Below are 23011 nucleotides of genomic sequence, written 5' to 3'. Positions count from 1 at the left end.
GTCGGCGTCCTTTCAGTTGTGGGGAGCGGCCTGTGCCGCCGCATCCAATGACGGCTTCTGACGCAAAAGCTCGATCATCATGAGGGCATTCCTGGCCGCTTTGCCTGCATGGCAGTTGTTGAAAAAGACGAAGGTCGTACCGGCGGTTTTTGAGGCAATATCCTCAACAGGTTGTACGAATGTCTTCAATTCCTTCTCTGTATACAGGTAATCATACCGGACATCGACGGGTTCCCTGAACCATGCCCTGTTCCTCCCGTGAAAACGGAAGTATCCCGTCTGCGATGTCAGAACGGGTGTGAAGGGCATGAGGCCCTTGAGCCTGGGCTCGTCAACAACGCAAAACCCGAGCGACAATTCCCTGAGAAGGTCGAAATATCGTTCCTCGAACCATCTGGCGTTGCGGAATTCGATGATCGACTCATAGTCCGCAAACTCATCCCTTATCTTTCGAAGGTATCCGATATTCTCGTCAGTGGGGAGGAACATGTAAGGAAATTGGAACAGAAGGGCCTTCATGCTCTCTCCCAGCGGTTCGATGCCCTCTTTAAAGAGACGGCATGTTTCTCTTATATCGCCGATGATTGAATGAGTGATGCCTTTGTATGCCTTCACAACAAAGGAAAAATCCGACGTCGTCCGTCGTGCGAAGGATTCCATGGTCTTGCGGGACGGCATGGAATAATATGTGTAGTTCACCTCCAGGGCCCTGAACCCCAGCCTGTTGACATAGTGGGACAGCATGTCCTGCTTTTTCGTGCCCTGCGGGTAAACCTCGCCTATCCAATCATCAAAAGAAAAACCGCTTGTTCCGATCAATATTTCGCCCATTTCGTTTTAATTTGACAAGCTATTTGTATGTAAATAATATATGTCAACGCCCAAAATCTCAAGGCAAAAAGGGGAACCGATGGAGAAACAATACGTCATAGACGATATAAACCTGAAGGAATCCTGGAGACTCTTCCATATCATGGCTGAATTCGTGGAAGGCTTTGAAAATCTTAACGAGGTCAACCCTGCCATCACCGTTTTCGGCAGCGCCCGCTGCCAGAAGGGCCACGATCTTTACGAGAAGACGTACGGACTGGCCAAGCTCCTCGCCAAGAACGGGTTCAACATTATTACCGGGGGCGGGGGCGGCGTCATGGAGGCGGCGAACAAGGGGGCAAGAGACGGAGGAGCCAAATCCATCGGCATCAACATCGAACTGCCCTTCGAGCAAAAACCCAATCCCTACGCAAACGTCCGGTTGAGCTACCGGTACTTCTTCGTCCGTAAGGTCATGTTCCTCAAGTATGCCATGGCCTATGTCGTTATGCCCGGCGGCTTCGGCACCCTCGACGAGCTCTTCGAGGCCATCACCCTCATCCAGACCAAGAAAATGAGACCTTTCCCTGTTATCCTCTACGACTCAACATACTGGAAGGGACTCGTTGACTGGATGAAGGAGCAAATGCTCGAGCACAGCAGAATCCTCAAGGAAGACCTCGAGATCTTCAAGATAATGGACGACCCCCAGGAGATCGTCGATTACGTGAAGAGGTTTGTGATCCTTTGAACCAAATGATGGGTAGAGGAATAAGACGTCTTTCCCGTTACCTATCACCTGTTACCCGTTATCCAGTTTTCTCGTGAAGACGAGATATCCCGTATGTGCTATCATCCGGTCCGTGGGACGGACCCGTTCGGCAACGGTCTTGTATTTTCTCATGAGGATCTCAAGGACCTCGGTGTCGCCGTAGCCCTCTTCGAGGGCCTTCAGGACCTCCGATATCTGGTTGGCCGTGGGTACGATCATGCCTATGGGGGCGCTTCCTTTCAGCAGCCCCCTCACCTTTTCCAGAACCGTCCACGGTTCCCTCACGTCAATGAAGGCGGCATCGAAATCGCCGACAGCATGCCCGTTGAATTCCTCGTTGTGGAGTTCCACGTTGCCCCATTCTCCAAAGCGGTCGAAGTTCCGCTTCGCGTTCCTGAAGTGTCTCTCTTCCTGCTCGAAGGAAACGACAAGCCCTTCGGGTCCCACCGCATGCGACATGATATACGTGTTGGCTCCGCTGCCCGTACCCACCTCAAGGACGCGGGAACCTTTCTTGAGGCTCAAGCGAAAAGCGATGAAGAAGCTTTCCTTGGGAAAGACTATCTGGGTCTCCCTCTTGAATCCGTACATCACGATGTCCTCGATCGTTGGCTCGAAAATATCGTATTCTCCGATGCGTATTCCATAGGGCTTGCCGATGAGATCGCCGTAGCGGAGCATCCCGCCTTTGCCGTGGAACGACTGATCGGATGCTATTCGCTTGAAGTACTTCCTGCCCCGCCAGATAAGGAGTATCAGTTGATCGTCTTCAATGGTCTTCATGGGTTCACTCTTTCCGTCCGGCCGTCATATCGGGATATGGGTTCCCTGCTAACGGAGCCTGTATTCCACGGGTAAAAGAACAACTAACCGGACGGGTACCTTTCGTTTAAGATCTGTTTTAGCTATTGTCTCCCTGGCGTTCTCGTCAAGGACGGAAAAACCGGAGCTGTCGATGATCTTTACATCATCTATGGAACCATTCTCGTGGACAGTGAATGAAAGGACCACCTTCCCCTCCCATCCCATTCTTCTTGCCCGCTCCGGGTAAACGATACCCTGCATGATCCTGTCGCGGATAAAGGAGAAGTTTCGTTCATCAGGACCGCCGGAACCGATGTAATTGAGCGTCCTGGCACCCGCGGCGCCCGTGCCCGCGCCATTACCGTCAGGCGCCGGCGTAACCGTATGTCGTGCACCGACACTATCACCGGCAACGGCCACCTGTCCCTGCGGGTCGAACCCGGTGAGGGCCTTCCTGTCGAGATCATGGTCCTGCGGCGCAACGGCCGTCATCCTGTAATCGCTCCCGCGGCTGACCGTTTCGCCATGTCCAACGCGCCGAGGCTGCCGGTCCCGCGGCGCCCTCTCTTGTTTTTGGGCACCGGCCGGGCCGCGCCCTCCTCTATCTCCCGCATTGTCGCTCCCCGACCCCTTGACGACGCTGAAATCAAGGACAATGCTCTTCTGGCGCGCCACCATTTCAAAGGGAATGATCACGACCGCGACTGCCACCGCAAGATGCAGCACCAGAGACACGACGTAACCGGCATGGCCTCTCCCGGTCAATTCTCTTCCTCTGTCTGGAGACTTACCTTCCTGAAACCCATGGACTTCACTGTTTCAAGGACCTCGACAAATCGCTGGAGGTGAATATCCCTGTCAGCCCTTATCAAAAACGGGGTGTCACGTGAGGTGCCGCCGAGGGCATCCTTCAGGCCCGCCAGTTCGACGCGCCGTGCCTGATAGTAAACAACGCCGCTTCTATCTATCTCGATGACCCCCGTCTTCATGGCATTCTCCTGAGCCCCGCTCGTTTTTGGGAGATCAACGGGGATTATGCCCGTCGCCACGAAAGTCCCGGTCATGAGGACTATCACGAGAAGGACAAGCATGACGTCGATGAAGGGGATCATATTGATATAGTTAAATTCTTTTTCATCCATTATGCCGGACAGCCTTCATGCCTGTTATTTCAGTACTGAACAGCGATCCCCCCACCGCACCTCCTGGACCCTCAGCCCCGTCCGGGCCCATCCCCGCCTGCCGGCCTGGAACTGCCTCCGTAAGCGGCATCCCACCGCAGAAGGGCTACCTTGACCTTCCTGACGAGGTAGTTGTGAAAGACAATGGATGGTATGGCCACGACAAGCCCGATAGCGGTAGCCTTGAGTGCCAGTGCGAGGCCGAACATGACGCCCGTCGCATCCACGTATCCCTGACTGCCGATGGTCGAGAAGGTGAGCATGATACCCAAAACGGTGCCGAGAAGACCCACATAAGGGGCATTGCTCCCTATGGTAGCGATGACGGACATCCTTTTTGTAATATCTATCTCCAACACTTTTCTGTCCTCATGGTAGCAGGAAATGTCGAGGCGCTTGAAAAAAAGATAACGCTCGACAAAGAAAGCGACGGAAAAAAATGACATTACTCCCAAAAGCCCGATGATCCCGTAATCTATCAGGTAAGCCAGCCATTGCATGTGTGTAATCTATTATAAATACTGGTTGTTGTCAAAAGTTCTTCTCCTGTGGTAAATATGAGGATCAATACCAGGAGCGACACCATGACAGCAGCAAACAACCTCATCGGCTGTATAACCCCACAGGAACAGAAAGAGCTGAAAAGTACAGATATCACGTGTGCTGACGGCGTCTCCTTTGAAGGCCATGTCTTTCTCGTTTCCCTCATGCCCTGCTGCGGTCTCCTCGCCCTTCCTTTCTGGGCCAAGGTGTCGGGCTGGCTCATCAATGAACGGCAGGAGGAAGCGGTCCTGGGCATTGTTGTCACGCTCTTTGACGCGAATGCAAAGCCTCTGGCCGATTACTCCGATGTTGTCGCAATAGAAGCCGGCGAGAAGGGATCATTCGATGTCAAGCTTATCGATTTTCAGGAGACCGCCGAAACCTATTCCATAACCGTCACCGATATGGAGCTTGCCTGAAGAGACCCGGTCATGGATGATAACGATCCCATCAACAAACCCTTTTCCGAACTCTCCCGCTTCCTGAAGGAACACCGCATCAAAGTGAAGAAAGAGCCAACGGCGTCGCGAACCAAAGAGGCGGCCCCTGCCCCCCAGGAAGAAGAGCGCCTTTTGAGCGAGGCCATGGAAGGTGTGCGGACGATCCGCCGGGGCGAAAGGAAAATAAGGGCAAAAAAGCACGCGCCCGTCATGGCGCCCTCCAGGGAGAATGAAGAAGAAAGACTCTTGCGGGAGGTGCTGGCGGACCACAGCGTTATCAACGTCACCAACCTTCCGGAGTACATGGAGGGCTGTGTCGAAGGCATAAATCCCCTCATCATGGAAAAACTCCGGAAGGGCGAGTTCTCCGTCCAGCAGGTCATAGATCTCCACGGTCTCTCGATAGAGAGCGCCCGCGAGACTTTCGAATACTTCCTCAGCGACGCCGTCAGGAAAGGCCTCAGATGCGTGAAGGTGATCCACGGCCGGGGCCTCAGGTCAAAACGGGACCCCATTATCAAAGATTACCTCAAGACATGGATAGTACGAGCAATGCACCGCAAATGGGTGACCGCCTTTTCAAACGCCACAATGGCCGAGGGCGGCCCCGGCGCCACCTGCATCCTCCTGAGAAGCAAACCGGAAAAGAAACGGATACATATAATAGGGTAGAGACAGCTTGAATGCGTGACATCGTTTCGTTTTCCGGATCAACCGCAATCATCGGATCCGGGGGGGTCTCGGGAACCGTCGCCGCTGGCCGGAATGGACAGTTTTGACTTTAATTTGCGGCTTTGTTCTGTTATAAGGTACAAGGAGGAAGGCATGGACAAGGTCGGGATCGTGGGCGTGGGGAATATGGGGGAGTCTATTCTCAAAGCCCTGTTGCGAAACGGGATCAGGAAGGACAACCTTTGCTTTGTTGAGGCAAAAAAGGACCGCGCCCTCTATATCGGAAAAACATACGGCATCAAGGATGAAGAGAAGGCTGCGAAGCTCGCGAAGACGTCCGATCTCATCGTTGTGGCCGTCAAGCCCCAGGATGCCCGAAGGATACTTCCCGATATAGCCTCCTCCATGGATGCATCGAAGATCCTCATCTCCATCATGGCCGGTGTCACCATGTCGAACATCCAGATGCTCTCGGGCAAACCTGTCAAGGTCGTCAGGATGATGCCCAACATCGCCGTCAAGGTCGGTCAGGGCGTCATAGGCGTCGCGGCGGGCGCGGATGTAGCCACGGAGGACCTCGGGAAGATAAAGACGCTCTTCTCTTCCGCGGGCCTCACCGTCGACGTGGGGGAAGAACTGATGGATGCCGTCACTTCGCTCGGCGCCAGCAGCCCGGCTTTTTTTCTTTTCTTCCTGGAAGCGATGATCGATGCCGGTGTCAAGATCGGCATTCCCAGGGACAAGGCAAAGACGATCTCCCTCCAGGTCATCAAGGGGACCGTTGCCATGCTGGAGGAAGAAAATATCCACCCCGCATTGATGCGTGAAATGATAACCTCACCGGGGGGCACAACCATCAGCGGTCTTGCCGTCCTGGAGGACAAGGCTTTCAGGGGAAGCGTCATGGAGGCAATAGAAAAGGCCTCTCAGAGGGCAAAAGAGCTTTCCCTATGATGAACCAATACCGGAGCAAACGCCAGTTGATGGTGGATACACAGATCACTGCCCGAGGTGTGACGGACAGGAGCGTTCTGAATGCCATGTTGAAGGTTCCGAGACATCTCTTCGTCGATGAGGCCCTGTGGCCCGAAGCGTACGAGGATCACCCTCTTCCCATAGGCGAGAAACAGACCATCTCACAGCCTTATATAGTGGCCCTCATGTCGGAACTCCTTCGTCTCACGGGAAAGGAAAAGGTCCTTGAGATCGGTACGGGGTCGGGCTATCAATGCGCCATCCTCGCGGAGCTTGCGGACCAGGTCTACACCATAGAGCGTATACCCGCCATTGCAAAACGGGCGCGAAGGATCTTCGATCAGTTGAAATACGCCAACGTGATCGTTCACATCGGCGACGGCACCCTTGGCTGGAAGGAACACAGCCCCTACGACGGCATCATCGTGACTGCAGCCTCCCCCCACCCTCCGGCCGCCCTTCTCGAGCAGCTTGCCGCGGGAGGCAGGCTTGTTATTCCCATCGGAGACGAATTCTCCCAGGACCTCGTTGCCTTTACCCGGGATGACAAGAACAGCTATACGGAAGAGAACTACGGCAGCTGCAGGTTCGTAAAACTGATCGGGCAGCAGGGATGGAGAGAATGAGCGCGGAAAAGGACGCAATAGATTTTGTCCATTATGACGATATCCAGGTAGAACGCCTCTACATGAGGGACCTGCGCAAGTTACCCGTCATAACCGTCGAGGAAGAAAAGATGTACGCCCGCATGGTGGCCGAGGGCAGCCCCGAGGCGCGCACCAAGATGATAGAATCAAACCTGCGTCTCGTCGTGAAGATAGCACGCAGATATGTGAATCAGGGAATGAGCCTCCTTGACCTCATCGAGGAAGGAAACATCGGTCTTATCAAGGCCGTGGAGAAGTTTGACCTGGCAAGGGAATGTCGGTTCTCCACATATGCCACATGGTGGATAAAACAATCCATCGAGCGGTCAATCGCAAACCATTCGCGGACAATAAGACTGCCCGTCCATGTATCATCCAGGGTAAACAGGATATCGAAGATCATCAGCGCCGCCGTGGAAAAGACGGGCCGCGAGCCTTCGCTGGAAGAGATCTCCAGCGAATCGGGATACCGCATCGATTTCGTCAGAAACCTTTTCACCATGGCGATAAAAACGTACTCCCTCGAAAGCTATATCGACGAGAACAGCAAACTCACCCTCGAGGAAGTGATCCCCAATCCGGACAACGAGGAGCCTCTTTCCATCCTGGAGCATACAAGACGCATGGAGGAAGTCGCCTCGTGGCTCGACACCCTCAACTCCGACGAAAGACAGGTGCTCCTTCTGCGTTTCGGCCTTGACGGGGACGACCCGCAGACACTGGAATCCATAGGGAAGACCTTTGGCGTAACACGAGAACGGATACGCCAGATCGAACAGAAAGCTCTCAATAAACTCCGTAAAACTGTCAAGAGACGGAATATTGGAACAGAAAGCATCTGAACCCCCGCGCCGAAACCCGGCACTGGACATCATTCGCAAAGGCTCCGTCATCACGATCATCACACTTATCAGCAGACCGCTGGGCTACGTCCGTGAGGCCATCCAGGCGTATCTTTTCGGGGCCACCCTTCTTGTCGATGCCTTCATCGTGGCATTCAATTTTCCGGAACTTATCCAGACGCTCTTCTTCTCGGGTGCAACGAGCGCCTTTCTCATACCGGTGTGCACCAAATACCTTAACGACCGCGAGGAATACTCCCGCATTTACTCGACATTCATAAACATCTCTGTGATCCTCACCCTCTTCGTTTCCCTTGCCTTCTTCCTCTTCAGCGGGACCGTGATCCGGATGATCGCTCCGGGGTTCACCGAAGAAGCCAGGACGATCACGAACAACCTCTTCCTTATCATGATACCCGTCATTGCCTTTCACACGCTCCTTTCCGTCATGAAGGCATTTCTCAATGCAAAAGAGCATTTTGCCGCCCCCGAGCTGTCGGGAATAGTCTGGAACCTCTTTTTTATAGCGTCGGCGGTCCTTCTCGGAAAGAAACTCGGCATCTACAGTCTTGCAATAGGGGTCAGCGTTGGGTCTTTTCTGCAGATCGTCATGCAGTACCCTTACCTGAGGAAATTCGGTATCCGGTACCACCTGGCGCTCGATCTCAAGCATCCCGCCATCACCACCGCGAAACGCCTTTTCGCCGGGGCGCTTATCGCAACGTCCATCGTGCCCATCAACAGTTTCGTCGGAAGGATCATCGCGTCCTACCTGCCTCACGGTGAGGTGGCCTCCCTGTCCTATGCCTTCAGGATATTCATCCTCCCCTTCAGTCTATTTGCGGTTCCCGTGTACACCGTAATGTTCTCAAAGCTCTCGAAACTTTTTCACGATAATGACATGCAGGATTTCAAGGCCCACATAGACAGCTCGATCGTCCTCATTTGCGTCACCCTTATCCCCGCCACCATCCTGCTGTGCGCCACAGGCGATCTGTGCGTGAAGATACTCTACGAACGGGGCGCCTTTACCGCAGCCGATACGGCAATGACGAACCGGGCCCTCTTCGGCTACAGCGTGGGGCTTATCTTCTACGCCCTGTCCATCTCCTTCGTGAGGATATTCAATGCCATGCACGACATGAAGACGCCGGCCCTCATCGGCATCACCTCCATCGCGCTCAATGCCGTCATCGCATCCATTCTCATGGTCCCCTTCAGGAATCTGGGGATATCCCTGGCAACCTCCATCGTGTCCCTGTACAACTTTCTCTTTCTCTACATCATCCTCAGGCACAGGACGCGCTACACGATGGCCCGGCCGGCCATGAGAGACATCATCAAGTCCCTCCTTGCCGGGATACTTCTGACCCTTTTTATCGTCCTCACTCGCCGCCTTCTGCCCGGCGGCCTCCTTGTCCCGCTTTTTCTCAGCGCTTTTTTCACAATTGCTGTTTATGGTATAATGTTCAAAAGCTATTATCGAAGGCTCTTGCGCAGGAGATAAGGGCATGCCCGTAATACCCAGGAACGAGCTGACACCGGCAAAAATCTTGAATCACGTCGAGAGGGTCCATGCGGAGAATTACGGCGATCGCGGCGTTGGTCTGATCTCACGCGTCTTCGGGGACATCGTCGATCTTTTCAATGGCAGAAGGCCCGGCTATCACCGGTGCGACGCGGAATACCACAACCTCTATCACACCATGCAGACCGTGCCGCCCTTCGTGGAGATCATCAACGGATGGAACAAGAGCGGTGCGATACCGAGGGTTTCGGTGGATTTCTTCGATTACGGAACTATCGCGGTTCTTCTTCACGACACGGGATACATTAAAGAGATGGGGGACGATGACGGCACCGGCGCGAAGTACACCCTGACCCACGTCCAGCGCAGCATCGATTTCGCAAAAGTCTACCTCAGGGAGATACACCTGCCTGTCGACGGGGTACGCCATATCCTCAACATCATCAGATACACCGGGGTCACCCTCGATATAGCCACCCACTTTCGCAACGACGAGGAACGGATAGTGGGATGCGCGCTGGGCACGGCTGATCTCCTCGGCCAGATGTCCTCCCCTGACTACATTGACACCCTCCCCATCCTTTTTAATGAATTCGCCGAATCCTACAGTTTCGAAGGTGTGGAGAAGCTTCACGGAAAGGGCTCTACCCTCTACGCAAACGTCGATGAGCTCATCAGGACGACGCCAACGTTCTACGAGGAAGTGGCGCTCAAGCGCTTCAAGATGATGGGCTCCATGGAAAAATACATCCCCTATCACTACGGCGGGGAAGAAAACCCCTACATGACAGCCATAGAAAGAAACATAAGGACCATTAAGGAAAAGTGGAACGCGTGACCGGCAATGACCAAACCGTTACACTCCCCTTCATTGACTCGATTCCGGGGCTGTGTTAGCATTCCTCATTATAGAGAACAATCAAAGCAAAGTGAGAGCATGACAAAAACTATCAGAGAGTTTCATGTGTCACGAAGGGCAAGGGACACGTATCGGTTCAGTGATCCCCTTTTCACCCTGAGCGGCAATATCATTTTTACCAACTTCCTTGCAGCCCGCACCTTCGCGCAGGAGATCAACAAGAAGCGGGACCTTATCCTCTATCCCGAAAGTGCGATACGCGCGGGTGCGCTCATTGCCATGGGTCTCATTGACGAGATCCTCCACTATGTGGTTGGCACATATGTGGACGCGACACAGAAGGATATCATGGCCCACGCCCTTTCCCATCTGGAGACAAAACTTGGCCGCGAGGAGATGGAGAGGGTCATACGCCAGTTCAGCGACGAATTTCCACCCCTTGGCGTCTATCAGAGAAAAACGACGATCGATGAGTACTTGAGGGGCCAGACGGGCGAGACCTCTAACCGGCAGATAGTGCTCGAGGAGATGCTCCTCCTCTGGCTCGCGAACATGAACCCCGCCTTCTCTCCCTTCGTTGAACTCTTCGACGATTCCTCTCTCAGGAGGGAGACGCCATTTCTCACGGTTATCGCGGAATTGAGGCACTTTTTTGACACCCAGATCCTCTTCGGCCCGGAGGGGCAGAACCTGATCGACATGCTCCGCAGTCCCGCCATAGCCGTGCCCCACTCCCTGTCGGGACAACTCGAATACATCATCGAGCACTGGGGATACCTACTCGGCACCAAATTCATCTCTCGCATGCTCAAAAGCCTCGATCTTTTCAAGGAAGAGGAGAAGATGCCTTTTCTCGGGCCCGGTGAGGCGCAGATCTATCGCTATACCGGCCTGGAATCCGAAACGGAACAATTCAGCGCCGACAAGGACTGGATGCCGCGGCTGATCCTCATTGCCAAGAACGTGTATGTCTGGCTCGATCAACTGTCAAAATCATATGGCCGGCCGATAAACAAACTCGACCAGATACCCGATGAAGAGCTTGAAACCCTGAGCAAACGGGGCTTCACCGGTGTATGGCTCATCGGGGTATGGGAGCGCAGCGCCGCTTCGCAGAGCATCAAGCAGATGTGCGGCAACCCCGAGGCGGTTCCTTCGGCTTACTCGCTCCATGATTACATCATTGCCCATGACCTCGGCGGCGAGGAGGCCTTCGTCGACCTCAGGGACCGCGCGACCCGGATGGGTATCCGGCTTGCCAGTGACATGGTGCCGAATCATGTGGGGATCTACTCGCGCTGGGTCATCGAGCATCCCGATTGGTTCGTTGCTGTCGATCACAACCCCTTTCCCTGGTATTCCTACGCCGGGCCCAACCTATCTCACGACGACCGCGTCTCCATCCAGATAGAGGACCATTATTACAACCGCACAGATGCCGCCGTTGTCTTCAAACGCCGTGACAACTGGACGGGAGACGAAAGGTTCGTCTATCACGGCAATGACGGGACGAGCATGCCCTGGAACGACACCGCCCAGTTGAACTATCTCCATCCCGAGGTGCGCGAGGCGATGATCCGGACCATTATCCACGTGGCCCGGAAATTTCCCGTCATCCGTTTTGATGCCGCCATGACGCTCACGAAGAAACATTTTCAGAGGCTCTGGTTCCCCGAACCGGGAACAGGCGGGGCCATACCCACGCGAACGGAACACAGCCTGACCTATGACGACTTTTCGAATGCCATGCCCAAGGAGTTCTGGCGCGAGGTCGTCGACCGCATCGCCGTGGAGGCGCCGGATACGCTCCTGCTCGCCGAGGCGTTCTGGCTGCTGGAGGGATATTTCGTCAGGACCCTGGGCATGCACCGCGTTTACAACAGCGCCTTCATGAACATGCTCCGCGACGAGGAGAACTCCAAGTATCGTCTTGTCATGAAGAACACCCTGGAGTTCGATCCGCAGATACTTCGCCGTTTCGTCAATTTCATGAACAACCCCGACGAACGGACCGCGGTGGACCAATTCGGCACCGGCGACAAGTATTTCGGGGTCTGCACCATGATGGCCACAATGCCCGGTCTTCCCATGTTCGGCCATGGGCAGGTCGAAGGTTACGCGGAGAAGTATGGAATGGAATACCGCCGCGCCTACTGGGACGAGACACCCAATCAGTATCTCGTCGAACGCCATCAGCGGGAGATATCCCCTCTTCTTCACCAGCGCCACCTCTTTGCCGACGTGGAGAACTTTCTTCTCTATGACTTCTTCACACCCGAGGGAGGCGTCAATGAAGACATCTTTGCATATTCGAACCGTTTCGGGGACACCAGGACTCTCTTTGTCTTTCATAACAAATACGCGCCGGCAAAAGGCTGGATCCATAGATCTGTCGCATTCTCCGTCAGGGAAGACCATACAGAAACCCGCCGACTCATGCAGAAGGATCTTGCGGAGGGTCTCGGCCTCAGACGGGATGGCGGGTATTTCACGATCTTTAAAGACCATGTCTCGAATCTGGAATACCTGAGGGAAAACAGGGAGCTGGCTGAAAAGGGTCTTTTTGTGGACCTTCAGGCCTATCAGTATCACGTGTTTATCGATTTCAGACAGGTCGAAGACAACGAATGGCACCATTACGGGCAGTTATGCAGTTATCTCAACGGCAGGGCCGTTCCCAGCATCGAAGAAACCATGCGCGAGATCTTTCTGCAGCCCATCCATCAATATTTCCGGCAACTGGTAAACCCCTCCTTCTTCAGACATATCCTGATCACCCACCGGGACATAGTGAACCGCGAGGTCTTGCTGCCGCCCAGTGCCCTGACCGATGAGGTTACGCACAAGCTTGGAAACCTTCTTCGCGAGATCAAGACATACACTGGCTCATCGCAGGATGAACAGGTCATCATCCATGAGGTCACGAGGAAGCTCACGACGCTGATGACATCCCATCCTTTCACAGAGCATATTGCCGACAGCGAGACGGATGTCCATGCCCTCCTGTCCCAGGAGCTTTCCGCCGCTCACCTGGCATGGCTTTTCGTCCATGTCCTTGGAGGCCTCATCGATGGCGCCGGGACCCGCGAGGAGGTCAGCAGAAGCTGGATAGACGAATGGCTCTTCGGCCGGATCATCGGCGAAACGCTGGGGGAACTCGGCTACGACGAAAAGGAGGCACGTGCCGCACAACTGCTCATCAAGATATTCACCACTCACCAGAGCTGGTGCGAGGAGCCGAACGCGCGGGCAGTTCTTACATCGCTCATGGCCGACGGCGATGTTCATTATTTCCTGGGAGTAAATCGTTATCAGGGCGTTCTGTGGTTCAGCAAAGAGGCCTTCAACGACATGATCGCCTGGATGCACTTCACCGCCGGCGTTTCGATAATGTCCCGGGAAGGGGCCGAGGAAAGGAAAATGCTTGACGGGCTCCGCGAGTGTTTCAAGGCCATAGGCATGCTGCACCGGGCATCCCTGTCGTCGGAATACCAGTTGGAGAAACTGATGACCATTGTAAAAGAAGATAACCAATAACCAATTATTTCTTCTTCAGCACTTTCTCTTTACAGGGCATGTTTTTGTGGACAAGCGTCTTCTTGAGGCTGCATCTGACAGCAACGAAGGTCCTGCAGCTTCCTGCCCCGTCCACACCGCTCTCCTTCGGCATTGACGCGTATTTGCATAAGAGGTCGCAGAAATTCATGAGCTCTTTCATGGAAACTTATCTACCATATCCCACACTCCGGCACAAAGGTTTTTCGGGCCCTCATGCCGCCACGATAACAACAATGGCAAGGAACAAGGCCACCAGAACGAGCAGTATTATCCACGACAAAGCACTGGTCTTAGCCTGGTCCTTTCCGCCCGGCCCCGGCATGTCTTCGTCTTCGGCACGCTTTGCAAGCCACCGGGATGCAGCAAGGAAAAGGGCAAGGCCGATGATACCCGCCGAAACCCATGGCAATACAGCTCCCCAGGACGGATCCGGCCGTCTCGTAAGAACAGCGACCGCACCCCCAAAACCTGTGACGGCCGTAATGCCCCCCACCAGCTTGCCTATGATCAAATGGAGCTGCTTCGCTTCAGACTTCAGCCGCGCCTTCATTCGTGCCTCCCGATGCCTATGATGCTATGCGCAGGGCGATCATGGGAACAAGATTGAACAGAATGATACAGACCTTGTAGAACGCCATGCCCGTGTAATGGATCGCATCGAAGGTCTCTCTTGATATCTTGAACCACTGACCGTGCACCCGGTACAAGATCTCGTGGGCCCGGGAAAAAGCCAGGAACCACAACAGTAACACCATGAGATTGATGACCGTGCACCAACCGAAGAATATCATCGCCTTTTCGATTATCACAATGAACCTCCCATCGGTTCTTACCCCTCCATCATTGACAGGCTAAAAACCACGAAAGCCATTTGGGAACAGGAAGGACCGATTCCCTGTACATTACATTGTCACCGGGCTTTTTGCAAGAGGGAGAACACGGGTGATGGGTGATGGGCTGCAGGAGGAGATTCCGTCTCACGACCCATTACCTGTAACCCATAACCCGTCTCTTTAAAACCTTATCATCAATCCGCCGATGTATGTGTTGTCGGCCTCGGCTTTATTGAGGCCGCGCTTGTAGCCGAGGTCGAGGTCGATCTTGTCAGTTATGGAGTAGATGAGACCCCCGAGGAAGAAGGCGGGGTCGGTGGATGCCTGCCGGTCGGTATTCGTCTTCATTCCCACATTCGCCACAAGTTTGAACGGTTTCGCCACCGTTACCACACCCGCTAGGTCGGCTCCCCATATGTCCTTTCTATCATCCGTTTTGTTCTCATTGCGTTTGTACCCGGCATTGAGATGAAAGGAGACCGGTCCTATGTCCTTTGTGGCTATGAAGAGCGCTCCGTAGGTCATTCGGCCGGTTCCGAAACCCTTGTTGTGATTCCCCGTCGGGAAGGACACCCCGGGCTTCAGTGCCATGGCAAAACCGTCCTTCTCGAAGAACCGCCACTTTGCCTCCAGCGTCATGTCGGTGATACCATCTTCGTTGTGGATGGTATCACCGTCTTCCCTGATCTTCATCTTCTCATAGGGCATTCCCAGAAGAACGTCCAAATTGTCGAGAATGCCATAGGAAAGGGTAGTACTGGCGGAAGATGCATCTTCCCTGGTCACCACGCCGTCGTCATCCGTCCTGTGGTCGGACATTTCGAAACCCAGCTCCACCTGGAACGCACCCTTCCCAAGGGTCCCCGCGTCATCGGTGATCAGCGGCCGGGCGGCAAAAGCCGCCGGCGGCAGGGAAATGACCATGGCAAGAACGAGGGCTACCTTCAGCGTCTTTGCTCTGCTTAACCCGATCTGCGACAATGTGATCATGTCTCTCTCCTTATGTCTTAGTCGAAGATTACTCTTATCAGTTAACAAATCTAAATCCTTGTTCACGCGACCTACCTTTCAGCGGTGCGGCGGCAATATCTGCCCCGGCATGAATCCACAGGTCCGGTCTGCCCGGCGTCCCCTTTTTCTGATGCCATAAGACGCTGCAGACATCCCCGCAAACTGCATACGCCGCAGGAATGGATCATGATCATAGGGATGCTCCTTGACCTGGCGGCGTTCACCGCTTCCCTTCTCAACTGATGCGACACCTTGCCGGTGAACATCACCATCACGTCGACGGCCTTGAGGCGTGTCACCAGACCCGTCTTCGTTTTGGTAAAGACCCTCAATTCCACTCCATGTCTCAGCGCTTCAGTCTCATAGTCCCGCTCCAGCCTGTCCATTCCACCAATTAACGCAACGCACATTGATACCTCCTTATAGTCTGTCCAGATAGACTCTTCATTCTGTTTTCCTGTCAGTGCGCTGGCACGTGCATGAGGAGCACTCGCCGCACTTCCCTGAGTTCTGACCCGCCAGCACACGATACACGGCCCTGATACCCAGAACGACCACGGCAGCCACGATCACCAGAACAACGATCAATTCCCCAAAAGGTTCACCCATGAAACTCCCCCTCTCACATACCGATACCAAGCAATCGGCCCGCCTGGAATACGATCACCGTCAGTATCCACGCCATCACCGTAAGCCCCGCGAGCTGGAAAAGTGCCCATCTCCAGGAATTGCTCTCCCTGCGCGTCACCGCGATCGTAGCCATGCAGGGAGCGCTCACGAGGCAGAAGAGCATGATGCAAAACGCGACGAGCGGCGTGTAGTTCGCGCGCAATTTATCCCGAAGCGCCGAAGACCCTTCGTCTGCCCCCTTGCCGACGCTGTGGACTATGCCCATCTGGGCCACAAACACTTCCTTGGCGGCAAATGCCCCGATCAGGGCCGTACCGATCTTCCAGTCAAATCCCATGGGCCGAAGGATGCGCTCCATACCATGGCCGATCCTTCCTGTAATGCTGTGGCGAAGAGACGACTCCGTTATCGTGTTTTCGATGGACGCGATCTTCTCTTTCTTCGTCTCCTCGTCCGTTGCGGTCGCCTCCACCGCCTGCTTCTCTTTCTCAAACCGCCCTGCCTCGTCCTCCGGCAGTCCCGGAAATGTTGTCAACGCCCACAGGACTATGGAGATGCCGAGAATGATCGTCCCGGCCTTCTTCAGGTAAAGCCAGCCTCGCTGCCACATATGGGTCATGACGCCCCTTAGAGTCGGCATCCGGTACGGGGGAAGTTCCATCACGAAAGGTACGGACTCGCCCTTGAAGATGGTGCTGCGAAGGATTTTCGCGCTCACAACGGCAAGAAGCATCCCTATGACATATATGATCCAAAGCATCGGGGCGTTCCATGCCTGTGGAAAGAACGCGGGGATTATGAGCGCGTAGATCGGAAGCCTCGCTCCGCAGCTCATCAACGGGACCACGAGCATCGTTACCAATCTGTCCCGCCTGTTCTCCAGCATCCGTGTGGCCATGATCGCCGGAACGGAACAGCCGAAACCGATGAGCATGGGGATGAAGCTCTTGCCGTGAAGCCCTATCCCGTGCATCAGGCGGTCCATGATGAATGCCGCCCGTGCCATGTAGCCGGAGTCCTCCAGGATTGCTATGGCAAAGAACAGAAGGAGAATATTCGGCAGAAAGACGATAACGCCGCCAACGCCTCCGATGATACCGTCGACCAACAGCGATCTCAGCAGGCTTTCCGAACCTTCCGGCCACAGAGCACCGACGCGTGCTCCCATCCATCCAAAAGAGCTCTCGATCCAGCCCATGGGCGGATCTCCCAGGGTAAACGTCAGGTAAAAAACAAGGTACATGAAACCGAGAAAGATGGGCAGACCAAGAACCCGGTTGGTGATGACGGCATCTATCTTGTCCGAAACGGTATGGACCACTTCAATGCTGGAATGCACGGCCTCCTGGCAAGCACCGGAGATGAATCCGTATCTTCGGCTGGCAATAGTGGTCTCCGGGGGTTCGCCCAGAATCTTTTCCACATGGGTGGAACTTCTCGCCAACTGAGCATCGACTTCTTCGGAAGCAACCTTTTCCCTGACATCCCTGTCATTTTCAAGAAGCTTTACAGCCAACCAGCGTGCACCATATTTCTCTGTCAGGGAAGGATTACTCCTGAGCAAAAGCTTGATCTTGCTAATCTCTTCCTCGACTTCGTCTCCGTAATTCACGTCATACGTGTCCCGAGAATTGTTTGCGCTTGATGCGATGGAAACGATCTTATCCATCAATTCATCCACGCCGTCGCCTTTGTGTCCCACGGTCCTCACTACCGGCGCATTGAAAAACTGCGAAAACTTTTCAAGATCGAATTCATATCCCCGCACACGGGCCTCATCGCTCATGTTGAAGGCAAGCACGAGCGGCGCCCTTGTTTCCATGAGCTGAACAGCAAGGTAAAGGTTCCTCTCCAGATTTGACGAATCGATGATGTCCACCACCACATCAGGTTTCTCATCAATAATAAAGTTTCTGGCTACCAGTTCCTCGGCGGAATACGCCGTAAGGCTGTACGTACCCGGAAGGTCGACGAACATGATCTCATGATCATCATGTTGCCGATAGCCTTCTTTTCTCTCCACGGTTACGCCGGGATAGTTCCCGACATGCTGCCTGGCACCGGTCAGACTGTTGAATATGGTGGTTTTCCCGGAATTGGGGTTCCCGGTGAGGGCCACAACGATTTTTGATTTCATTAGCTTTATCGTCCTCCTGCTGTGTCTCAACGTAATTAGGGCGAGCCAAGTAAGTTAGGCAGTCCTAACCGCGTCAGCAAATTTTTTTATACAACGATTATTCTTCCGGCCATTCCCTGACCCAGTATAACGCGGCTGCCTTTGACGGCGACTATGAACGGTCCATGCGTTGAGTTTACTATCACGTCCACCGGGACTCCCGGCACCAACCCCATTGCCGCCAGCCTCCCTTGAAGGCCCTGTCCGGCGATCACGGCGACTATATACACCCTTTTCCCGGCTTCAACACCACTGAGCGGCATTCCATGCACCCACTAAATCCTTCTCTCTTCAGCGTCAGATAAGCTCAACGTCTATCCCTTCTGCTTCATTCTTTCTCAGCGACAGGTGATAACCCTTGACCTTCACGTCAATCGGATCGCCCAATGGCGCTATACGTTCCACCTCGATAACTGAACCAGGGGTAACACCCATCTCCAGTATCCTTCTACCCGCCTCACCCCGTCCGCGAACCTTCACGACCTTGCATTTCTGACCGGGCTTTAAATCTTTCAACCGTGACGATACCATTACTTTTGTACCTCCTTGCCTGGCACGTTGCCTCACCTCTTCAAGGCATGCAGAGACGCATTTCTCACAGTTTTGCTGAGCATCCGTTTGGTCACACTGATACCCGAAGCCTTTTATCCACTTCTGTCCGCCACGGGGACAGGTCTCCACGAACTCCACGAACCTCACGAACCTCTCCACTATGTCCTTCGGAATGGAATGTTCCATAAGGCATGCCGCCGTGTCCGCGTCCGCATCAGGAACCGCAAGCACCTCAACAAAAAAATCATGGAGCACCTCGTGTCTCCTGACAACGTCCTTGGCCGCCACTTCTCCCTGTTCCGTGAGGGTTATGAGATCATAGGGCGAGTAATTGATCAGCTTCTTTTCTGCCAGCGAGCGAAGCGCACCCGTCACGGACGCATAGCTCACCTTGAGCCGCCGCGCAATATCTCGCGGCTTCACCGCATGCTTATCGGTAATGATGTGGAATATAGCCTCCAGGTAATCTTCAAGGCTTGCTGTCAGAGTTTCCGTTGCTGTCATACTTGTCCTCCCTAATAATAATGTGCTTAGGCTCGCCTAACTTTCTACCTCTTTCCTAACCATATTACAAGTACTTTTTGCTCTTCGGGATATTCTTTTCTCTTTCCCATATATATCCTGGGCTGATCACTTCCTCAACCCGAAGCCAGTTTCTTCGAAGCGAGACATAGCCGTGAATCGCCTGCTGTGATACAATTCGTAACGGCGCAGCGCCGGGGAGCGCCAAAACCTCACGATACAACAAGGGAACATTTCAAAAGGGAATTGAGCCGTGACGGACATTCCAAAAAAAAAGGTGCCTCCTGGTGGGGCACCGTGATATCACATTATATGGAGGATCAGACTTTCCTGCTCGGTCCGCTTAAGATGTGTAAACCTCCCGGGAAGATGCATCGAGCAACCGCAAATCCTCTTCTGTCAGATCGACGGGTACACCGGATATGTTCTCGACGACCTGTGCGGCTGAACGGGCACCGACGATCACGGACTTTACCCCCGGTTGCCCGAGGAGCCACGAAAGCGCCACGGCGGCCGCCGTTGCGGACTTGCGCTGTGCCATTGCCTCCACCTCGTCAACAAGGTGGCGCACCTTTTGCCAGTATTTCGCCTTGAAATGGCGGTAAAAGAATGACCGGGCGTCACCCTTTTTGAATTGGGGGCAAACGCGGTACTTCCCTGTCAGCATTCCGGCACCCAGGGACCCATAGGAAAACACATTGATATTATTATCGACGCAGATGGGGAGCAGGTCCTTCTCTGCCCCCCTCTCCAGGAGAGAATAATGCGGCTGCAGGGAAAAGATCGGTGCGTGCCTCAGGGCCTCCTGGAGTTGTGGTCCGCTGAAATTGGACACCCCGATGTGACGGATCTTCCCCTGCTCCCTGAACCGCATGAGAGCGGACATTGTTTCTTCCATGGGGATTCGGGGATCCGGCCAGTGACACTGGTACAGATCGATGTAGTCTGTATTGAGACGCTTCAGAGACCCGTGGAGGTCCTTGTCGATATACGAAGCGGAGAGATTGTGCTCATAGGTGCGGTTGTATATGTCGAGACCGCACTTCGTCGCAAGGAAGATCTTGTCCCGAATGTCCCGGATCGCTTTGCCGACGAGTGACTCCGCATGGCCGTCTCCGTATACCGGGGCGGTGTCGATGGCATTAATTCCATTATCGATGGCGCTTTCTATGGCCCTCATGGCGTTCGCCTCATCGTAGGGCCCCCAGTGGCTGCCGCCTATGGCCCAGGTCCCCAGGATGATGGCCGATATTTCATCGTCCGCGTTGTTCAATTTCACCTGCTTCATCTTCGCTATTGCACCCTCTTCCAGGAATTGTCGGGATCGAAGGCCTTTATGGAACCCGCCGCTCTCCCCGTATTTCTGCCAAGATCCTTCTCGTAGACAACACCATCCTGATTTACGATGAAGGTCATCACTCCCGTCATACCGTACCGGGCCGGATGGGCGACGAGGGCAAATCCGCCGATCATCCTGGCCTTCACGACATAGTCATATGCACCGCCGGGGGCATTCTTGCCCTGGGCGCTGAGTATCCTGTAGAAATAACCATGGTAGGGAACGGGCTTGCCCGTTGCCTGCTTTGGCGTGTAGCCTTCCTTCCTTGCCCTTGCCATGAAAAGGCCCATGGGGCTCGGCTCCTCGCCCTCCCTGGTTTCCCAGTAGAGCCCGTTGCGTGTTCCCGGATCGCTCATGAACTTGCGGGCGTATTCCGTCATGCCGTCCTTCTGGCCGACCATCCTCGCATAGTCCTTTTGGGCATCGACGTAGGCAAGGCACGCCTGAACAGCATTGAGCTCGTTCCTGCCTATCCTCCTGCGGAGTATCTCGGTCTTGCCGTCCTTTGTATCGAAAGACCACCTGTCGCCTTTCCTGACCAGGGGGACGGGGAAGGGCCATTCGTTGTTGCCGACGTAGAGGAACGCCTTCTTGTCCGTTGACATCTCGATCCTGCTCTTTTCCTGGTAGGCCTTGACAAAGCGGTCAAAGAGGTCCGTGTTGACAGCCTCATCGCGAGAGATGACAACACCCTTTCCCTCCGGCCCGAAGAGCGCGAGCATCGCCTTCGTATCCTTCGCCCTCGCGGCATCGGCAAGTATCCTTACCGCCTCGTCGGCGGAAGCGAAGGTCAACTGCTTTACCGGTTTCGCCGGAGCGGCAAATGCTTCCGCTCCCGCCAGAAAGACGGCAAACAGGACAGCGATGCCAAGCGCCCGGCCGAGTCTTCGCATGGATATGATTTCTGTTCTATTCATAACGCGGATCATACGTTTTCCTCCTCGTGGGGTTTACTATGCACCTCATACCAGCCTCCGGGGCCTAACGGCGACGGCCGCGGCTGGCTCCGGCCCCTGATTCCCTTGCCCCTCCGGAACGAAGACCGGACATACTCTCATGACTGGAGCGGCCCCGTTCACTTTCCATCCTCGTTTGCGCGCCGCCGCGATCCATCCCTTCAAAGGCATTGCCGCTCCCCTGTCGTTCCATGGCGCTGCGGTCATATTTTGGGGTCTCGGGCCGGGAGCCCGCTGATGGTGACCTTCCCTGTCCCATGGCATCCCTTCCTGAGCGGCCGCCGGCCTGCGGCTGCATGCCCTTCGCATCAGGCGAATAGCCCCTGAAATCCTTTCTCGCATCGGCGCCGGACCTCGGGGCCTGCCCATATTTTGCGCCTGTTGCCTGGTCCCGGTAGGCAACACCCTTTCTGTGATCGGGGTCGTGCTTCCATTCACCGTGGCCGCCGGGGTTCGTCGATATCCTGTTCGCGTAGTTGTTTCTGTTGATCTGGTTATTGACATTGACGTTCTTGTTCACGTTCACGTTCACGTCACCATGGTTCCAGTTGCATCCTCCCCATGCGTAACCCCAGGCCGCGCCCACGGCCACGCCTGCGGCAAAGGAGAATGCCGCCACCCCCGCCGTGTATCCCGGCGGATAGTAATAGTAAGGAGGATAGGCGGGATAGGGCCACGCCCCGTAAACAACCGTCGGGTTATAGGTGGGCACATAGATCACCTGCGGGTCTGCCGGCACTATCACGATTGACTGCTCCTGCACGACCACCTTCTGTTCTTTCGTCGTCTTCAGGTTCCCCGAAGCCTGGGCCTTTGCCCTCAGCTTCTGGACAGTGTTCATGACATCCTTCTGCTGGGCGAGGAAGACATCTCCCAGTTTTTGAGTCCAGTCAAGCTTCTCGTTCATCATGGTCAGCACCGAAGGGAAGTTCACAAGGGATTTAACGCTTGGGTCCCATCTCTGTTTCTCCAGGGCAGATGTCAATTGATTTCCCTTGAGATTGGGGTTCGCTTTCACCCACCTCGTTGCCTCCACCACCTCAAGAGGATATGTCGACGCCATCAGTATCTGCGCGATAAGATCGTCGGAATAAAGGGCGATCGGCGCCAGTATCTGCTCCAGTTCCTCCTGCTTGAACACGGGCTTCGACGTCCCCGTACCCTGGGCGAACACCCCTGCGGGAACGACAAGGGACAATACGAGCATCCATATCAACGTTCGTGCAAAAACTCTATTCATCATGATCCTCCTATCATGCAGGACAACAACTGCGACAAACTCCACAATAACGGCCTTACTCTCAACCTGATAATACCTGAGCTGCGCATTTTTCTGCCGCATGGCATCAAGAAAGCCCGGC

The 23011-nt window shown here is 54.5% G+C and carries 26 protein-coding genes; 9 read left to right on the top strand and 17 right to left on the bottom strand.

Annotation, left to right across the window (positions count from 1 at the left end; genetic code table 11):
- Positions 1 to 12: 12 nt before the first annotated feature.
- Entirely contained in the window at positions 13 to 819 is an 807-nt protein-coding gene (locus tag PHC90_03495; GenBank protein MDD3845406.1) for a DUF72 domain-containing protein, read from the bottom strand.
- A 91-nt stretch (positions 820 to 910) separates the two neighbouring features.
- Here PHC90_03495 and PHC90_03490 point away from each other — a divergent pair, with 91 nt between their 5' ends.
- Positions 911 to 1561: a TIGR00730 family Rossman fold protein gene (locus PHC90_03490; GenBank protein ID MDD3845405.1), complete on the top strand. Its 651-nt coding sequence runs from the start codon at positions 911 to 913 to the stop codon at positions 1559 to 1561.
- A gap of 51 nt (positions 1562 to 1612) precedes the next feature.
- Here PHC90_03490 and PHC90_03485 read toward each other — a convergent pair whose 3' ends face one another.
- From PHC90_03485 to exbB, 4 genes are all read right to left on the bottom strand, one after another.
- Positions 1613 to 2365, bottom strand: coding sequence for a hypothetical protein (locus PHC90_03485; GenBank protein MDD3845404.1), 753 nt, complete (start codon positions 2363 to 2365; stop codon positions 1613 to 1615).
- Positions 2366 to 2413: 48 nt separating this feature from the next.
- The gene (locus tag PHC90_03480; GenBank protein ID MDD3845403.1) at positions 2414 to 3151 is read right to left on the bottom strand and encodes an energy transducer TonB; all 738 of its coding nucleotides are present in this window, start codon (positions 3149 to 3151) and stop codon (positions 2414 to 2416) included.
- Positions 3148 to 3528: a biopolymer transporter ExbD gene (locus PHC90_03475; GenBank protein ID MDD3845402.1), complete on the bottom strand. Its 381-nt coding sequence runs from the start codon at positions 3526 to 3528 to the stop codon at positions 3148 to 3150. The genes PHC90_03480 and PHC90_03475 overlap by 4 nt, the downstream gene beginning before the upstream one ends.
- 71 nt (positions 3529 to 3599) lie before the next feature.
- On the bottom strand, positions 3600 to 4067 hold the full coding sequence (gene exbB / locus PHC90_03470; GenBank protein MDD3845401.1) for a TonB-system energizer ExbB: 468 nt from the start codon (positions 4065 to 4067) through the stop codon (positions 3600 to 3602).
- An 84-nt stretch (positions 4068 to 4151) separates the two neighbouring features.
- Between exbB and PHC90_03465 the strand changes: the two genes are divergently transcribed.
- The 8 genes from PHC90_03465 (at position 4152) to PHC90_03430 (ending at position 13610) form a co-directional block, all read left to right on the top strand.
- Positions 4152 to 4529, top strand: a complete 378-nt coding sequence (locus tag PHC90_03465) for a hypothetical protein (protein MDD3845400.1) — start codon at positions 4152 to 4154, stop codon at positions 4527 to 4529.
- 12 nt (positions 4530 to 4541) lie between these two features.
- Positions 4542 to 5222 carry a Smr/MutS family protein gene (locus PHC90_03460; GenBank protein ID MDD3845399.1) on the top strand — a complete coding sequence of 227 codons (681 nt, stop codon included), beginning with the start codon at positions 4542 to 4544 and terminating at the stop codon, positions 5220 to 5222.
- Positions 5223 to 5375: 153 nt separating this feature from the next.
- Positions 5376 to 6176: a pyrroline-5-carboxylate reductase gene (gene proC, locus PHC90_03455; protein MDD3845398.1), complete on the top strand. Its 801-nt coding sequence runs from the start codon at positions 5376 to 5378 to the stop codon at positions 6174 to 6176.
- Positions 6173 to 6823, top strand: coding sequence for a protein-L-isoaspartate(D-aspartate) O-methyltransferase (locus tag PHC90_03450; GenBank protein ID MDD3845397.1), 651 nt, complete (start codon positions 6173 to 6175; stop codon positions 6821 to 6823). Before proC ends, PHC90_03450 begins: the two co-directional genes overlap by 4 nt.
- The gene (locus PHC90_03445; protein MDD3845396.1) at positions 6820 to 7686 is read left to right on the top strand and encodes a sigma-70 family RNA polymerase sigma factor; all 867 of its coding nucleotides are present in this window, start codon (positions 6820 to 6822) and stop codon (positions 7684 to 7686) included. The genes PHC90_03450 and PHC90_03445 overlap by 4 nt, the downstream gene beginning before the upstream one ends.
- On the top strand, positions 7667 to 9193 hold the full coding sequence (murJ, locus tag PHC90_03440; GenBank protein ID MDD3845395.1) for a murein biosynthesis integral membrane protein MurJ: 1527 nt from the start codon (positions 7667 to 7669) through the stop codon (positions 9191 to 9193). Before PHC90_03445 ends, murJ begins: the two co-directional genes overlap by 20 nt.
- A 4-nt stretch (positions 9194 to 9197) precedes the next feature.
- A complete protein-coding gene (locus tag PHC90_03435) occupies positions 9198 to 10052 on the top strand; it encodes a hypothetical protein (GenBank protein ID MDD3845394.1) in 855 nt (284 codons plus the stop codon).
- 126 nt (positions 10053 to 10178) lie between these two features.
- Positions 10179 to 13610: an alpha-amylase family glycosyl hydrolase gene (locus PHC90_03430; GenBank protein MDD3845393.1), complete on the top strand. Its 3432-nt coding sequence runs from the start codon at positions 10179 to 10181 to the stop codon at positions 13608 to 13610.
- A gap of 4 nt (positions 13611 to 13614) precedes the next feature.
- On the opposite strand, the gene PHC90_03425 is transcribed toward PHC90_03430, so the two are convergent.
- The 12 genes from PHC90_03425 to PHC90_03370 all read right to left on the bottom strand — a co-directional run bounded on the left by PHC90_03425 (position 13615) and on the right by PHC90_03370 (position 22893).
- Positions 13615 to 13791 carry a hypothetical protein gene (locus tag PHC90_03425; protein ID MDD3845392.1) on the bottom strand — a complete coding sequence of 59 codons (177 nt, stop codon included), beginning with the start codon at positions 13789 to 13791 and terminating at the stop codon, positions 13615 to 13617.
- Positions 13792 to 13842: 51 nt separating this feature from the next.
- The gene (locus PHC90_03420) at positions 13843 to 14181 is read right to left on the bottom strand and encodes a hypothetical protein (GenBank protein ID MDD3845391.1); all 339 of its coding nucleotides are present in this window, start codon (positions 14179 to 14181) and stop codon (positions 13843 to 13845) included.
- A gap of 16 nt (positions 14182 to 14197) precedes the next feature.
- Complete coding sequence (locus PHC90_03415; GenBank protein ID MDD3845390.1) at positions 14198 to 14440, bottom strand: hypothetical protein; 243 nt, start codon at positions 14438 to 14440, stop codon at positions 14198 to 14200.
- Between the two features lie 204 nt (positions 14441 to 14644).
- A complete protein-coding gene (locus tag PHC90_03410; GenBank protein ID MDD3845389.1) occupies positions 14645 to 15454 on the bottom strand; it encodes a transporter in 810 nt (269 codons plus the stop codon).
- A 71-nt stretch (positions 15455 to 15525) separates the two neighbouring features.
- A complete protein-coding gene (locus PHC90_03405) occupies positions 15526 to 15885 on the bottom strand; it encodes a DUF2325 domain-containing protein (protein MDD3845388.1) in 360 nt (119 codons plus the stop codon).
- A gap of 34 nt (positions 15886 to 15919) precedes the next feature.
- On the bottom strand, positions 15920 to 16084 hold the full coding sequence (locus tag PHC90_03400) for a hypothetical protein (GenBank protein MDD3845387.1): 165 nt from the start codon (positions 16082 to 16084) through the stop codon (positions 15920 to 15922).
- Positions 16085 to 16097: 13 nt separating this feature from the next.
- Complete coding sequence (feoB, locus tag PHC90_03395; GenBank protein MDD3845386.1) at positions 16098 to 18242, bottom strand: ferrous iron transport protein B; 2145 nt, start codon at positions 18240 to 18242, stop codon at positions 16098 to 16100.
- A gap of 86 nt (positions 18243 to 18328) precedes the next feature.
- Positions 18329 to 18544, bottom strand: a complete 216-nt coding sequence (locus tag PHC90_03390) for a FeoA family protein (GenBank protein MDD3845385.1) — start codon at positions 18542 to 18544, stop codon at positions 18329 to 18331.
- 34 nt (positions 18545 to 18578) lie between these two features.
- On the bottom strand, positions 18579 to 19337 hold the full coding sequence (locus tag PHC90_03385) for a DtxR family transcriptional regulator (protein ID MDD3845384.1): 759 nt from the start codon (positions 19335 to 19337) through the stop codon (positions 18579 to 18581).
- 361 nt (positions 19338 to 19698) lie between these two features.
- Positions 19699 to 20643, bottom strand: a complete 945-nt coding sequence (locus PHC90_03380) for an aldo/keto reductase (protein MDD3845383.1) — start codon at positions 20641 to 20643, stop codon at positions 19699 to 19701.
- A gap of 5 nt (positions 20644 to 20648) precedes the next feature.
- On the bottom strand, positions 20649 to 21611 hold the full coding sequence (locus tag PHC90_03375) for a DUF2950 domain-containing protein (protein MDD3845382.1): 963 nt from the start codon (positions 21609 to 21611) through the stop codon (positions 20649 to 20651).
- Positions 21612 to 21675: 64 nt separating this feature from the next.
- Positions 21676 to 22893, bottom strand: coding sequence for a DUF3300 domain-containing protein (locus PHC90_03370; protein ID MDD3845381.1), 1218 nt, complete (start codon positions 22891 to 22893; stop codon positions 21676 to 21678).
- Positions 22894 to 23011: the final 118 nt, after the last annotated feature.

This window comes from Syntrophorhabdaceae bacterium (assembly GCA_028698615.1).
In the GTDB taxonomy this organism is placed as follows: domain Bacteria; phylum Desulfobacterota; class Syntrophorhabdia; order Syntrophorhabdales; family Syntrophorhabdaceae; genus Delta-02.
The sequence above is the reverse complement of the archived record's forward strand: the minus strand, read 5'-3'. Positions and strand labels throughout refer to the sequence as shown.